Genomic DNA, 12,842 nt, shown 5'->3' on the forward strand with positions numbered 1-12,842 from the left:
TGAATAGCTGTTGCAGACGCTCTTCAGAAAAACCCAATACCTGCAGGAGCGAGCATCATGAGCAATAAGCTGATGGAAGCTTAGCCTACTGTTGCTGAATGCAAGTTTTGCTGATCGAAACTGCCAATCCGTTTCAACACGCGCGCCGGGAGCCAGGTGCAGGCGCTTATTGACCGTCGACGCTGCGCGGCAGTCCCAACGGGTTACCGTGCCGCAGGGGCTCGGGCAGCAGCGCATCCGGAAAGCCCTGGTAGGCCACCGGGCGCAAGAAACGCTCGATGGAGGTCATGCCCACTGAGGTGAAGCGGCTGTCCGAAGTGGCAGGGAAGGGGCCGCCGTGAACGGTGGCAAACGTGACTTCCTGCGGGTGGGCGAAGGCGTTGACGACGATGCGTCCGGTGCGCCGTTCCAGGATCGGCAGCAAGCGATGCGCCAGCGGGGTGTCGCCTTCCTCAAGGTGCATCGCGGCGCTGAGCTGGCCTTTGAGCGAGCGCGCCACCGCGAGCATTTCAGCTTCATCCCTGACCTTCACCAGCAGGGCCGCTGGGCCGAAGACTTCTTGCGCAAGCGCCGTGTCGGCAAGAAAACGCTGGCCGTCGACTTCGAGCAGCGCCGATTGGCCATCGAACGATCCGCTGGCCGCCGAGCCTTCGGCCAGGCGTTGTGCACCGGCATCTTCCAGGGCGACGAGGCCGTTGAGGTAGGACGCATGAATACCCGGCGCCAACATCGCCCGCGCCGGAGCCTCGGCCACACGCTTCACCATCGCGGCGCGCAATGCCTTAAAGCCCGGTCCTTCGATTGCGATCAGCAGGGCGGGTTTGAGGCAGGCTTGCCCGACATTGACCAGCATGCGCTCGACAAATCCGTCACCGATCTGCGCACCGCGTGTGGCCTGCGCCTCGGGCAGGACAAATGTCGGGTTGATGCTGGTCATCTCGGTGAACACCGGAATGGGGTCGGGACGAAGTTGCGCGCGGCGATACAACGCCATGCCGCCACGCTCCGAGCCAGTGAACGTCACGGCCTGCACCTTCGGATGATCGACCAGCGCTTCGCCGATGGCGTTGCCGCTGCCGCGCACCATCGAGAACACGCCTTCGGGCAGCCCGTAGTCTTGCACCGCCTTGCGAATGGCCCGCGCCTGAATCTCCGAGGCGCCGGGATGCGCGTTATGCGCCTTGAGGATGACCGTCGCGCCGGCCGCCAGTGCCGAGGCGGTGTCCCCGCCGGCGACCGAGTAGGCAATCGGAAAGTTGCTCGCCCCGAATATCGCCACCGGGCCGATGGCGATTTTCTGCAGGCGATGGTCCATGCGTGGACGTGGCTGGCGATCAGGCTGGGCTGGATCGACGGCAAGCTGGAGGAAACGCCCTTTGCGCACGACCTCGGCAAACTGACGGAACTGGGTGGCGGCTTTTGCGGCTTCGCCCTCAAGCTGGGCTTCGGGCAGGCCCGTTTCCAGCGCGGCGCGCGCAGCCAGCTCGGTGCGCACGGCGTCGAGGTTGTCGGCAATGCTCTCAAGGAACGCCGCGCGGCGAGCGAGCGAGGTGTGGCTGTAGTCGTCAAACGCCTGGTCGGCGAGGGTCGCGGCGCGGTCGACTTCCGCCGCGCCACCCAGGGCGAAATCCGGCTCGATCAACTGGTTCGTCGCGGGGTTGAGCGCCTTCATTGTGCCTTCCGTGCCTTCTGCATTTTCGGCACCGATGAACAGGTGTCCCGTCAGTTTCATTGGGCCGCCTCCTGTTGATTCAGGGCGGCGATGAGCTCATCGGTCGTGACAATCGAATGGGCGAACGTAGGACCGTTCAGCTCATGGGCGGAATGCATCATTTCTGGCCGGAAGGCCGCCGTTGCATCACGCACCAGGGTGACGTGATAGCCGAGCTCTTGCGCGTAGCGGGCGGTCGCTTCAATACAGGTATTGGCCAGCAGGCCCACGATGATCACGTGGGTGATGCCTTTCTGCTTGAGGCGAAAATCAAGGTCGGTGTTGGCGAAACCGCTTGAACCCCAATGCTCCTGGACCACGATGTCGCCGTCTTTGGGCGCGAAATCGGGGTGCCATTCGCCACCCCATTCACCCCGTGCGAAGTGGTGCATGTGCATGATCTTGCATTGGGTGGGGCTCGGGTGATCCCAGTGTTCGTAGTCGCCTTGTTCCCAACGGTGGTGCGGTACGATGAACACCTGAAGGCCAATATCGCGAACGGTACGGTCAAGGTTACGCAGGTTGTCGAGCAGGCCCACTTGCTCGGCAATCGGCTTGATCAAGGGGAAGATTTTTCCGCCTTCCGAGAGAAAATCATTGTAGGGATCGACCAGCAGGTAGGCGGTTCTTTTGAGAGGATAGGCAGTCGTCGACATCGCGGTTTCTCCTGGGATTTAGGACGTTCAGTGCGGTGAGCTTGTCTGGATTCGACGCTAATATGATAATCATAGTAACTGTAAAAGAGGCAAGCCCATATGTCGGTAAACACATCTGTTCCCGAAACACTTTGCCCGATTGCCCGGGCCGAGGCCGTCGTGGGCGACCGATGGACCGTGCTGGTGCTGCGGGAGTTGTTCATGGGCAGTCACCGGTTTGACGAGATCCTGGCGCAGACCGCAGGCACACCGCAGATGGTCGCCACACGCCTGAAAAACATGGAGGCCGACGGACTCGTCGCCCGACGCCCTTACAGCGAACGGCCACTACGCCACGAGTACCACCTGACCCCGAAAGGCGAAGGTTTTTATTCGGTGATTCTCGCGCTGCGTGCCTGGGGAGAAACCTGGTGCAAGTCGCCGGAGGAGGGGGTGGCGGTGGTGTATACCCACAAAAGTTGTGGTGAACCGGCCGGGTTGGGCCCGCTTTGCGATCATTGCGGCGAGCCATTGCGTCGGGGCGAGTTGACCAGCGAAATCAGCGCGGCTTACTCCGCCGAACGGACAGCGCGGCGGGAAGCGTTCAAGGGGGCGGCCAAGGGCGGGAAGGCGAGTTCAACGGATGTCGGGATGAGGTGATACGTCTTCGTTACGCGCTGACTCCCGAAGCCCGGCGGCTTATCCCGACCCCTCTTCGACACGCTAAGCGAGAACCAGAGTAATGCGTCGGGGTAGAGACCGATTGTGCGCGAGTGCTGTTGCTGTTCAGGTGCTGCAGGCCATGTCGTCGTGCCGTGTATCTGAACGTATCCCGCTCGCCGAAAGCTAACTTCACATACAAATCCCCGCCCACGTCGACATGTGCTGGATACATGAAGGCCTCCCAATACAGGCACCGCATTCGCGGCAACCTCCGCGCGGTCCTGCCGCGTACACACTGGAGCAATGCCATGTCCCGTTTCACTATCGTCACCCTGGCCGCCGCTGCTGCATTGTCCATCCTGGCAGGCGTCTCACACGCTGAAGAAGTAAGGGCTCCCGCCGCAAAAAGCTGGCAGGCCGGGCTCCATCGCACCGATCTGGTACGCCGGGACCTCGGTGTGGCCGGGCAGGAGGTGATCCAGGTTCGCGTCGATTTCGATGCCGGCGTGACCTCGCCCAAGCACTCGCATCCAGGCGTCGAAGTGGCGTACGTAATCAGCGGCACGTTTGAATATCAACTTGACGGGCAGCCGACGGTAACGCTCAAGGCAGGCGACTCTTTGTATATCCCGGCCGGTACTGCGCATGTCGCGAAGAATGTGGGGAGCGGCAATGCGTCGGAACTGGCGACGTACATTGTAAAGAAAGGCGAACCGCTGGTTGTAATCCAGCAATAACGGAAATCACGAAATCCCCCTGTAGGAGCGAGCTTGCTCGCGATGGTCGTAAACGATAACGCGCTTTTAGTTGACGGAACGGCGGCGCCCTTGAGTCCATCGCGAGCAGGCTCGCTCCTACAGTTTGTTGTTATGTTCTAAACCAATCGTTATACGGTCTATTTCTATTGAACCTTAGTGGCTGCACCCAACTTCGTTAGTTGCACTCGCAGCCTAGCCTACACTGGACGAATATGCGCACCGTCCATGCTTTGAAGGCGTCTTTTCACACCGTTGGATGTCGTTCAGTAGTTGCCTGGATGTTTCACCCTTGAGACACATACATCGCCGTTTCATTAAAACGGCGGTAGGCGAGGGCAACTAACATGACCAAGGAAACTGCCGATCGACTGTGGAAAATATTCAGTGGGCCGTTGATGTTACTGGGTTATGGCCTGGCGATTTTCCTGGTGTTTTTCGCACTCAAAATGACCGGGCTTTTTACCGAGATCGCAGGGTTTCTGTCCTTTCCGGATAACAAGTCACGGATTGCCACGCTGGTCTTTCTCGTCGGCCTGAGTTTTGCGGCCTTTCTCTGGTGGCTTTGCGCACGGAGCTTCGCGCTGATACGCAGCATGTCGTCTACGGATGCGGCGAACGCATTCGCCAACTTGAAAGACACGCCGATGGCCTTGCCCGAAGGAACCGTGCGTGCGGTGATCGCGCTGATTGTCGGCGTGGTCGGCTTGCCCTTGTTGATGTACACCGATGTCCTGAACCTGAGTGATGCCGTGGCGGGGTACGTCAATGGCATCATCATCGGCGTCTTCTCTTATTACTTCGGTTCGCGCAGTAGCAGCGCCGATGCTCAGACCACTCGCCAGACGGTGAAACTGCTGGGCGAGTCGGAGGAGGGCAAACGCAAGCTCGAAACTCAAGTCAACACGCTGGGCGGCGCCGTCGTGCAGGCCCAAAGCGCATTGCTGACCACAGAGACTCGCAACAAGTTGCGCGACGATCTTCAGCGCCTTAAAGAGCATGTATCGGCCACCGAGGTACTGATCGAGACCCTCGGCCCGGTATTGCCCAAAGGGCTGGTGCCTGACGGCGCCGCAGAAGCCTTGCACAAAGCCAGGCTCGCGCTGGGCGCCGTGCAAGGGCTGGAAACCGACGGCTTTACCGCCGACACCGTGAAGCAGGTGTCGGATGCAACGGAGGGGCTGTTCGGGAAATCACCGGTAGTGGAGCTCTTGAAATCCGCCGCCACGGTCATGCCGGTGATCAGCGGGCTGACACCGGTCACCGCCGTTGCGTTGGCATTGGGTACGGCCTGGCAGTTGGGCTCGGATCAATACCGGCGCTGGGTCGCCCGGGTGCTCAACGCGCCGTACGATCCGCAGATCATCAGCCACGGTCAGATTTCCGCGACCTCGGCCGCTATCGCGCTTGAGCAAAGCCCGATTTTCAACAAGGCATTCAGCGTGGAGCGACAACAACCGGCGTTCGTCAGTGACCTGTTGACGCAGGTGCTGAGCGACGACGGCGCCGATCATCTGTGGGCGAAATACGGCAACGATACGAATCGCTTTGCCAGCCGCGGTGAACTGGAAAACGGACTGCTGGAGTTTCGCAGCGTGCTGTTGTGGGAGCAGTCCTCGCAGGACATTACCCCTGAGCAAATCCAGAACGCACTGGCACCGCTAACCGGTACCGCGTTCGCCCCCACCGCCATTCCCAGCCTGGACAACGTCAACGAAGTGCTCAAACAAATGGGCAAGCCGGGTGCTGCCGACGAGCCGCACATCGCCATGGAGGCCCTTATCCTTTGGGTGGGCTACATGCGACAAATAAACCTCGACCCCGTGTATTTACTCGCACGGATCTGGAGGTCGTGATGTCGTTGAACCAGACCGCCAGGCGTGCAGCACCGTTGCTGTTGCTGGCCCTTGTTGGTTGTCAGGCGGTGAACCCTGGCGTCGCGCAACTCGACCGCTACCAACAGGCGCGTGACGCCGGGCAATGGCAGGCCATTGCCGACGATGCGCCCACCAACAAGTGCCAGCCTGTGGTTGAAGGGTGCGCCAGGCTCTATGGGATTTATGGTGAGGCAAACCAGCACCTCGCTTTCGCCAGCCTCGCACCCAATGCGTTCTGCCCGCCGCCAGTCGCCAACGGTCGGCTGAATACGGCGGCGGCGAGCTTCGCGAAAAGCGAGCAGTTCGGTGACGCATCATTGAGCGCCGAGGCCAAATCCAGACTCCAGAACCTGCATGCGCAAGCCCTGTACTGCCTGGCGGAAAATGCTTCGTCGATCGAGCAGGGCACGGCGCTGGTTCGCCAGAGCGCCGCGCAGGCAGCGGCGCTGCCTCGTCCCGACGCCTTGTTCTGGCAGGCCATGAGTCAACTCTATCTCGCGCGACCGGGGGCCGGGAGCGATGCGCAACGTTGCGCGGCAGCGCGTTCGGCAAGTGACGCCGCCCGTGCGGCGCGGTCGGCGGGTGTAACCGGTGAACAGAGTCAAACCTTGGGCCGCGTGTCGCACGATGCAGAGCAACTGCGTCGCCTGATCGCCGGCTGTGCGGAGTAAGCCAATGGACCTTTTCAGCGACCTTTCATTCTGCTTCCCCCTGATGCGCGGGCTCGATATCCGCGCGGTGCAACTGTCGCTGACCCGCGCCAAGCTGCTGAATTGTCCGGCCGATGGCGTGTTCGGGCCGAGCACCGCGCTCGCCGTGCGGCAGTTTCAGCAAGCGCATGGGCTGAAGGAAGACGGCATCGTCGGACGCAACACCTGGAGCTTGCTGTTCTCCGACAAGGCCGCAGGCACCGTATTGGCCGCCAACACCAACGTGCCGGCGCCGAGCATCCTTTCAAGCTCGTGGGTCTGCGGCCTGGAACCCTATAAAGCACGCCTTGCTCTGCTGCACGGGGCGTCAATCGGCGAGGGGAGCGCACGTTGGCAGCTGACGAAAGAGGGGGTGAAGGTGGACGGAAAGCTGCCGCGCACCGGTGGAGAGCCCAAGACGGTTGCCAAGACCTGGGCGGATTTTCGCGCCGCGTTTGAAAAGTGCGCGGCGGCCTATGGCGTTCCGGTGGAGCTGCTGGTCGCCACCGCCTGCACCGAAAGCGGCGGTCATGCTGACCGCGTACGCCAAGAGCCCGGCTATGTCGATGACAAGTCGACACCTGACAAAGTCTCCCCGGGACTGATGCAGACCTTGATTTCCACGGCCCGCTCGGCCACGGGCGACAAGTCGCTGGACCGCGCCGAGCTGCTCGATCCTGAAACGTCGATTCGGGCGGCAGCCTGCTACATCAAACAGCAGGCAGTCTCCGCCAAGCGGCCGACCAATTTCGACCCGCCGCTGGTGGCCATCGCCTATAACGCAGGTTCGTTACGATCGAAAGACGAAAACCCCTGGGGGCTGGTGCAGACGCTGCGTGACAAGCAGCAGCGTATCTTCCACGCCGATGCCTATCTCCAATACTTCAACGACTTTTACGCTGTGATCGACAGCGATCCCGCGCAGGCGCCCGGTGCCAATGCGCCTAGTTTCTGGCGTCTCCTTTGAGCGCCATCGTCCGGGTTCCAATCGCCAAGGCGCAGGCGAAGCCGATCAGCAACAGCGCCACGGTAAACGTCATGCGCATTCCGCTGGCCACCGCTTCCGGCGCCGCCGTGGTGATGTCGGCGGTGTTCGACGCGAAGGCGAACACCGCGCCCATCGCCGACGCGCCGGTGATGAGCCCCAGGTTCCGTGAAAGGTTGAGCAGCCCCGAGACCACGCCCCGCTGGTCCGGTTGAACATCAGCCATGACCGCCGTGTTGTTGGCAGTCTGGAACAGGGCATAGCCGAGGGTGATGACGACCATGGGCGCGACGTAGCCAGCGATGCCGCTCGTTTGCGGCAGGACCGTTAAGGCGAGACAACCCGCTGCCATGGCAAGTAACCCGGCAAGAATCATGCGCTGCGCACCAAGTCGGTCGGCGAGACGGCCGGCGGGCACACCGGTCAGCGCCACGACAAACGGCCCGACCGACAACACCATCCCCACCCGCACCGCATCCAGCCCGAGCCCATGAGCCAGATAGAAGGGCCCGACCACCAGCGTCGCCATCATCACCGTCGCCACGAGCGTGCTCATGGCCAGGCTCGCGCTCAGCAGCGGTTCGCGGAACATCGTCAGGCGCAGCAGTGGCGAGGCGACTCGCCTTTCAGTGAAGATGAACAGGCTGATACCCAGGCCAGTGGCGCCGAGCAGCGCCACGTTCAGCGCGCCGAAATTGCCACGCCCCAAGGTCATGGCCAAGGCATACGCCGTCAGCGTCAACGCCAACAGTAAGGTGCCCGGTGCGTCGAAACCGGTACGCGCAGTCTTCGATGCCTGGCGATCAGCCGGCAAGTAACGCTGCGCCAACACCCACGTCAGCAGCCCCAGCGGCACCGTGATCAGGAAGAGTGCCCGCCAGCCGAACCCGGCAATCAGCAGGCCACCCAGTGAAGGCCCCATCGCGGTGCCAATCGCCGACATCGTCCCCAGCAAACCCATGGCGCTGCCGGTTTTCGCCTTGGTCACCGTCTCGCTGACGAATGCGAGTGTGAGCGCCATCATGATCGCCGCACCCAGCCCTTGCAGCGCCCGTGCCGCAATCAACAGCCCGAGGGTGGGTGCGACACCACACAGCGCCGAGACCAGGGTGAACAGCCCGATGCCAGCCAGCAGCAGCCGACGCCGGCCGATGAGGTCACCGAGCCGACCGACGCTGACGATCAACGTTGTAATGGCGAGCAGGTACGCCAGCACAATCCATTGCACGTTCTGGAACGAGGCGTGAAACGCCTCGGCCAACGTCGGCAACCCCACGTTCGCGATGCTGGTGCCGAGCGAGGACAGCAACATCGACAGCGCGAGGCTGGCGAGCGCCCCTCGCACGGCCGGTGGATTTTGTACGCTGTCGGCTAGAGCCATTGTCGGTTTCATCATGTTCCTCTTTTCTGTCAGCCCTCGAACCGGAGCTACCCGAAATCTACGCCCGGGCCTAACATGGCGGAAGACGCATCAGTTGCAGGTTATTCGTGTGTTAAACGCCCTGTCAGAATCCCGCGAGGCACCGCATGTCCATTCCCGATCTCAATTTGCTGGTCACCCTAGACGTGCTGCTCGCCGAAGGCAGCGTGGCGCGTGCCGCCAAGCGTTTGCAGCTGAGCCCGTCGGCGATGAGCCGGGCGTTGGCGCGCTTGCGTGAAACCACCGGGGACCCGTTGCTGGTCAGGGCCGGGCGCGGGTTGGTGGCCACGCCGCGCGCCCTTGAATTGCGCGAGCGGGTCAGCCAATTGGTGCAGGACGCAGAAGCGGTCCTGCGCCCGGCTGAGCAGCCCGATCTCAGGCAATTGGCGAGAACTTTCACGCTGCGCACCCGCGAAGGGTTTGTCGAGAATTTCGGCGCGGCGCTGATTGCCCGCATCGGCGAGCAGGCTCCGGGTGTCCGCCTGCGGTTCATGCACAAACCCGACAAGGACAGCACGGCGCTGCGCGACGGCAGTGTCGATCTGGAAACGGGGGTGGTGGGGAGGGCGGCCAGCCCGGAATTGCGCACCCAAGGCTTATTCCGTGACCGCTTCATCGGCGTGGTGCGAGCCGGGCATGCATTGAGCGAGGGCGAGATCACACCGGCGCGTTACGCGGCGGGCAGCCACATCAGTGTGTCCAGGCGCGGGCTCGACAAGGGGCCGGTCGATGGAGCGCTGGAACCGCTGGGATTGACGCGGGAAGTGGTGACCATCGTCGCCGGCTTTTCAACGGCGCTGGCACTGGCCCGTTCCACGGATCTGATTGCCAGCGTCCCTGAGCGGCACACCGCCAATCTGCGGGCCGGGATGCACAGCTTTACGCTGCCCTTGGACTTGCCAGCGTTTACGGTCGCGATGCTTTGGCACCCACGGATGGATGCGGACCCGGCGCATCAATGGTTGCGTGGATGTGTGCGTGATGTCTGTGCGCAGCGGTAGGATTTAGTTATCGATTTGAAAATAACATTAAGTAATTTTGGTCTAAAAAAATGTTGAACTTATAAAATCGCAAGGGGTATCTGGCAATTTTCGAACATGCTTTCAATGTTTCTAATATGTGAAGGTGCACTGTGGGTGATGGCAGATTGATGAGTGCCCCTTCAGCGTGCTACAGAGCGTTAGCTCATTGAAAAACAAGAAAAAATAGACGTCTCAGTACTTCTTATTGATCAATGTTCTCTTTTGTGTATGCGTTCTTTAGTTCACGTTCGTCGGCGCGCACCTGATAATCGGATGATCGGCATAAATTTCTTCTCTGCGATGCTAGTGTTTCTTGTCTCTTGTTAACTACACACTCACCTGTCTGTAGGAGACGAGTCTCATGCCGACTCCATATCCAAGGGTTGCGATATTCGGTAATAGAGTTCCAGGTTTGAATTTTCCTGAGCTGGAACATTTTTCCGATTTGAGCAGTTTGTTGGCGAATGCCGCATTTGATGTCTTGCTGCTGGACATGCCCGCGGTTTATGCGGGACGGGTGCTGCAAAAGTTGCGCTCGACTCCCGCCTATCGATACTCACTCATTTACTGTTGCCGTGACCAGAATGACTGGTGCGAAGCCTTGGGTGACGGTGCGTGCCCCGTCGATGCCAGTGAAATAAAAAGCCTTTGGGGTGTATGGCAGGAACGCTTCGGCTTGTTCAAGCAAAGGGCGACCCCGGAGCGATTTGAACGTCGGGTTTTTTCCTGGCTGTGGTTACGCGACGACGCCCGTATCAATGCTGTACGAGATCCGCAAGTGCCCCAGCATTATCGCTATCCATTGCTGGACGCCCTGGCGGATAACGAGCAGGTCAACCCGTTTGTCTGGCTCAGTCTGATGGTGCAACAGGACTGGCTGGAGGAGGGGATTCTGGTGGACCGGGTTCGCCTCTGTTCAAACTGTGGCTCGGGACGGCTCAATTACATTGATGTGTGTGCCGAATGCCAGGCGCTGGACATTTCCAGGCAGCCTTCATTGCATTGCTTTACCTGCGGACACGTCGGGGCGCAGGAATCATTTCTCAAAGACGCCGTGTTGTTGTGCCCCAACTGTTTGAATCGCTTGCGCCACATCGGCAGTGATTATGACCGTCCGATGGAGAACTATCGCTGTCGGTCGTGTCAGGCGTTTTTTGTCGACGCCGAGGTACAGGCGCGTTGTCTGGATTGCGGGCTGTCTCACACGCCTGAACAATTACGCGTGCGCGAGATCAGGGATTTCCGTCTGGCCGAAGCGGGGCGTTTCCGCTGTCGCCAGGCGTTAGATGAGCGAGCGGTCCCGCACTTCGGTCGACTCAATCTGCTGGGCGGCAGGGATTTTTGCGACTTGCTGTCCTGGCAGATCCAGATCGTCAGGCGCCATCCCGTGCCGGAGTTTTCGCTGATCGGCCTGCGCTTCGTCAACCTGGCCGATACGCTGTCTCGCCTGGGCGAACACCGCGGTCACGCCTTTATCGATAGCCTGACCGAGCGCATGAAGGAAAGCGTCCGTGAAACCGACCGTTGCTCGCGCAGCACCGAAGAGTTTTTCTGGATCATGCTGCCGCATACCGATGACAAGGGGCTGGAGTGCGTCAAACAACGTTTGGGCCGGGTCGCCGAGTTATTTTCCGCACCGGAAGTCAGTCATATCTCGCTGCGGGTCGTCAGCCTCACGGCGCCTCGGGATCTTCGCGACCAGGAAGATGGCGAATTATTGCTGGCCCGCCTGGCCAGTGAGTCAGGTGACCGGCCATGAGCCCATTGATGGAGCAACTCTACAGCGCACTCGCGGCCCTGTTGGGGCCGGATGGCTTGAGTCGCTTGTTTTTCATGCTGTTCCCGTCATTTCTTATCTTTGAATTGCCCATGATGATCATTGTCATGCTGGGGGTGCTGCGTTGGTTCGCCCGTCGGCGTACACGCGTGCCAAGGGTCAGCCTCTACCGGCCCAGAGTCTCCTGCATCATCACATGCTACAGCGAAGGACTGGACGTTCAGACCACGCTATTGAGCCTGTGTGAACAGACCTATGCCGGCCACATCGAAATGATTCCGGTGGTGGACGGTGCCACGGTCAACCAGCTCACGCTCAGCGCCGTGCGCAGCTTCAAAGTGGATCCGCAGTTGTACCCCAGGCGCCATTTGCGACCTATCGCCAAATGGCAAAGGGGCGGGCGGGTCTCGTCCTTGAACGCCGGCCTGTCGCTGGCCAGCGGCGAGATCGTGATGGCGCTCGATGGGGATACGTCATTCGATAACAACATGGTCAGTTCCATCGTGCGCCATTTCGAGGACCCCGCGGTGCCTGCGGTGGCCGGCAGTTTGCGGGTACGCAACGCCTGGACATCGTGGGTGACGGCGATGCAGGCGCTGGAGTACTTGCTGTCGATCCACATGTCGAAAATCGGTCTGGCCGAATGGAACCTGGTCAACAACGTTTCGGGCGCCTTCGGCGCATTCCGCCGCAGTTTCCTGGTGAAAATGGGTGGCTGGAACACGCATACCGCGGAGGATCTGGACCTGACGTTGCGTATCAAAAGCTATTTCAAGCGGCATGACCTGAAGATTCCCTTCGAGCCGGAGGCGGTCGGTCACACCGATGCGCCGGCTTCGCTCGGCCAGTTTCTGATGCAACGCTTGCGCTGGGACGGTGATCTGTTTTTTTTGTACATCAGAAAGCACAGTCACAACATCAACCCGAAATTACTCGGCTGGCCGACCTTCCTGATGATTCTGGTCACCGGGTTCTTCTTTCAGTTGGTGCTGCCGTTCATCATTTTCAGCTACACCCTGCTGGCGATTTTCATTCTGCCGGGGCGGACTTTGCTGTTTCTGTTTGCGCTGATTTATCTGCTGTACCTGGTGATTACCGTCCTGATGTTCGTCGCCATGTTGTTGATGGTCTCGGACCGGCCGCGACAAGACATGGCCCTGGGGTTGCTGGTACCACTGTTCCCGATGTTCATGCTCTTGCTGCGGTGTTGGAGCGTGGTGGCCATGCTCAACGAAATGTTGCGCCGAGGGCATGAAGAAAGCTCGATGGCGCCCTGGTGGGTGCTCAAGCGAGCCACGAGGTTTTGAT

General features: G+C 60.5%; 11 protein-coding genes. 8 read left to right on the plus strand and 3 right to left on the minus strand.

All coding sequences use genetic code 11. The features are described from left to right. Positions 1-166: 166 nt before the first annotated feature. Positions 167-1,732: an aldehyde dehydrogenase (NADP(+)) gene (locus tag EJA72_RS15320; RefSeq protein ID WP_157712272.1), complete on the minus strand. Its 1,566-nt coding sequence runs from the start codon at positions 1,730-1,732 to the stop codon at positions 167-169. Beyond that, positions 1,729-2,367, minus strand: coding sequence for an isochorismatase family cysteine hydrolase (locus EJA72_RS15325; protein ID WP_157712273.1), 639 nt, complete (start codon positions 2,365-2,367; stop codon positions 1,729-1,731). Before EJA72_RS15325 ends, EJA72_RS15320 begins: the two co-directional genes overlap by 4 nt. A gap of 99 nt (positions 2,368-2,466) precedes the next feature. Between EJA72_RS15325 and EJA72_RS15330 the strand changes: the two genes are divergently transcribed. The 5 genes from EJA72_RS15330 to EJA72_RS15350 all read left to right on the plus strand — a co-directional run bounded on the left by EJA72_RS15330 (position 2,467) and on the right by EJA72_RS15350 (position 7,297). Next, positions 2,467-3,006 (plus strand): helix-turn-helix domain-containing protein, encoded by a 540-nt coding sequence (locus tag EJA72_RS15330; RefSeq protein ID WP_157712274.1) that lies wholly within the window; start codon positions 2,467-2,469, stop codon positions 3,004-3,006. A gap of 311 nt (positions 3,007-3,317) precedes the next feature. Next, a complete protein-coding gene (locus EJA72_RS15335; RefSeq protein WP_157712275.1) occupies positions 3,318-3,746 on the plus strand; it encodes a cupin domain-containing protein in 429 nt (142 codons plus the stop codon). A 365-nt stretch (positions 3,747-4,111) separates the two neighbouring features. Continuing rightward, on the plus strand, positions 4,112-5,620 hold the full coding sequence (locus tag EJA72_RS15340) for a hypothetical protein (RefSeq protein WP_157712276.1): 1,509 nt from the start codon (positions 4,112-4,114) through the stop codon (positions 5,618-5,620). Beyond that, a complete protein-coding gene (locus EJA72_RS15345) occupies positions 5,620-6,312 on the plus strand; it encodes a hypothetical protein (protein WP_157712277.1) in 693 nt (230 codons plus the stop codon). The genes EJA72_RS15340 and EJA72_RS15345 overlap by 1 nt, the downstream gene beginning before the upstream one ends. A gap of 4 nt (positions 6,313-6,316) precedes the next feature. Beyond that, entirely contained in the window at positions 6,317-7,297 is a 981-nt protein-coding gene (locus tag EJA72_RS15350) for a peptidoglycan-binding protein (RefSeq protein ID WP_157712278.1), read from the plus strand. Here EJA72_RS15350 and EJA72_RS15355 read toward each other — a convergent pair. Next, positions 7,275-8,708: an MFS transporter gene (locus EJA72_RS15355; protein ID WP_157712279.1), complete on the minus strand. Its 1,434-nt coding sequence runs from the start codon at positions 8,706-8,708 to the stop codon at positions 7,275-7,277. The genes EJA72_RS15350 and EJA72_RS15355 overlap by 23 nt on opposite strands. A gap of 134 nt (positions 8,709-8,842) precedes the next feature. Between EJA72_RS15355 and EJA72_RS15360 the strand changes: the two genes are divergently transcribed. The 3 genes from EJA72_RS15360 (at position 8,843) to EJA72_RS15370 (ending at position 12,841) form a co-directional block, all read left to right on the plus strand. Next, entirely contained in the window at positions 8,843-9,736 is an 894-nt protein-coding gene (locus EJA72_RS15360; RefSeq protein ID WP_157712280.1) for a LysR family transcriptional regulator, read from the plus strand. A 433-nt stretch (positions 9,737-10,169) separates the two neighbouring features. Further along, complete coding sequence (locus EJA72_RS15365; protein WP_372240708.1) at positions 10,170-11,516, plus strand: diguanylate cyclase domain-containing protein; 1,347 nt, start codon at positions 10,170-10,172, stop codon at positions 11,514-11,516. Then, positions 11,513-12,841, plus strand: coding sequence for a glycosyltransferase (locus EJA72_RS15370; RefSeq protein ID WP_157712282.1), 1,329 nt, complete (start codon positions 11,513-11,515; stop codon positions 12,839-12,841). Before EJA72_RS15365 ends, EJA72_RS15370 begins: the two co-directional genes overlap by 4 nt. Position 12,842 lies beyond the last annotated feature (1 nt).

The organism is Pseudomonas sp. PB120 (assembly GCF_009761815.1).
In the GTDB taxonomy this organism is placed as follows: Bacteria; Pseudomonadota; Gammaproteobacteria; order Pseudomonadales; family Pseudomonadaceae; genus Aquipseudomonas.

Excerpts from the sequence above, each read along its gene's own strand:
- EJA72_RS15320 (WP_157712272.1), bottom strand. The coding sequence starts at position 1,732 with ATGAAACTGACGGGACACCTGTTCATCGGTGCCGAAAATGCAGAAGGC.
- EJA72_RS15325 (WP_157712273.1), bottom strand. The coding sequence starts at position 2,367 with ATGTCGACGACTGCCTATCCTCTCAAAAGAACCGCCTACCTGCTGGTC.
- EJA72_RS15330 (WP_157712274.1), top strand. The coding sequence starts at position 2,467 with ATGTCGGTAAACACATCTGTTCCCGAAACACTTTGCCCGATTGCCCGG.
- EJA72_RS15335 (WP_157712275.1), top strand. The coding sequence starts at position 3,318 with ATGTCCCGTTTCACTATCGTCACCCTGGCCGCCGCTGCTGCATTGTCC.
- EJA72_RS15340 (WP_157712276.1), top strand. The coding sequence starts at position 4,112 with ATGACCAAGGAAACTGCCGATCGACTGTGGAAAATATTCAGTGGGCCG.
- EJA72_RS15345 (WP_157712277.1), top strand. The coding sequence starts at position 5,620 with ATGTCGTTGAACCAGACCGCCAGGCGTGCAGCACCGTTGCTGTTGCTG.
- EJA72_RS15350 (WP_157712278.1), top strand. The coding sequence starts at position 6,317 with ATGGACCTTTTCAGCGACCTTTCATTCTGCTTCCCCCTGATGCGCGGG.
- EJA72_RS15355 (WP_157712279.1), bottom strand. The coding sequence starts at position 8,708 with ATGAAACCGACAATGGCTCTAGCCGACAGCGTACAAAATCCACCGGCC.
- EJA72_RS15360 (WP_157712280.1), top strand. The coding sequence starts at position 8,843 with ATGTCCATTCCCGATCTCAATTTGCTGGTCACCCTAGACGTGCTGCTC.
- EJA72_RS15370 (WP_157712282.1), top strand. The coding sequence starts at position 11,513 with ATGAGCCCATTGATGGAGCAACTCTACAGCGCACTCGCGGCCCTGTTG.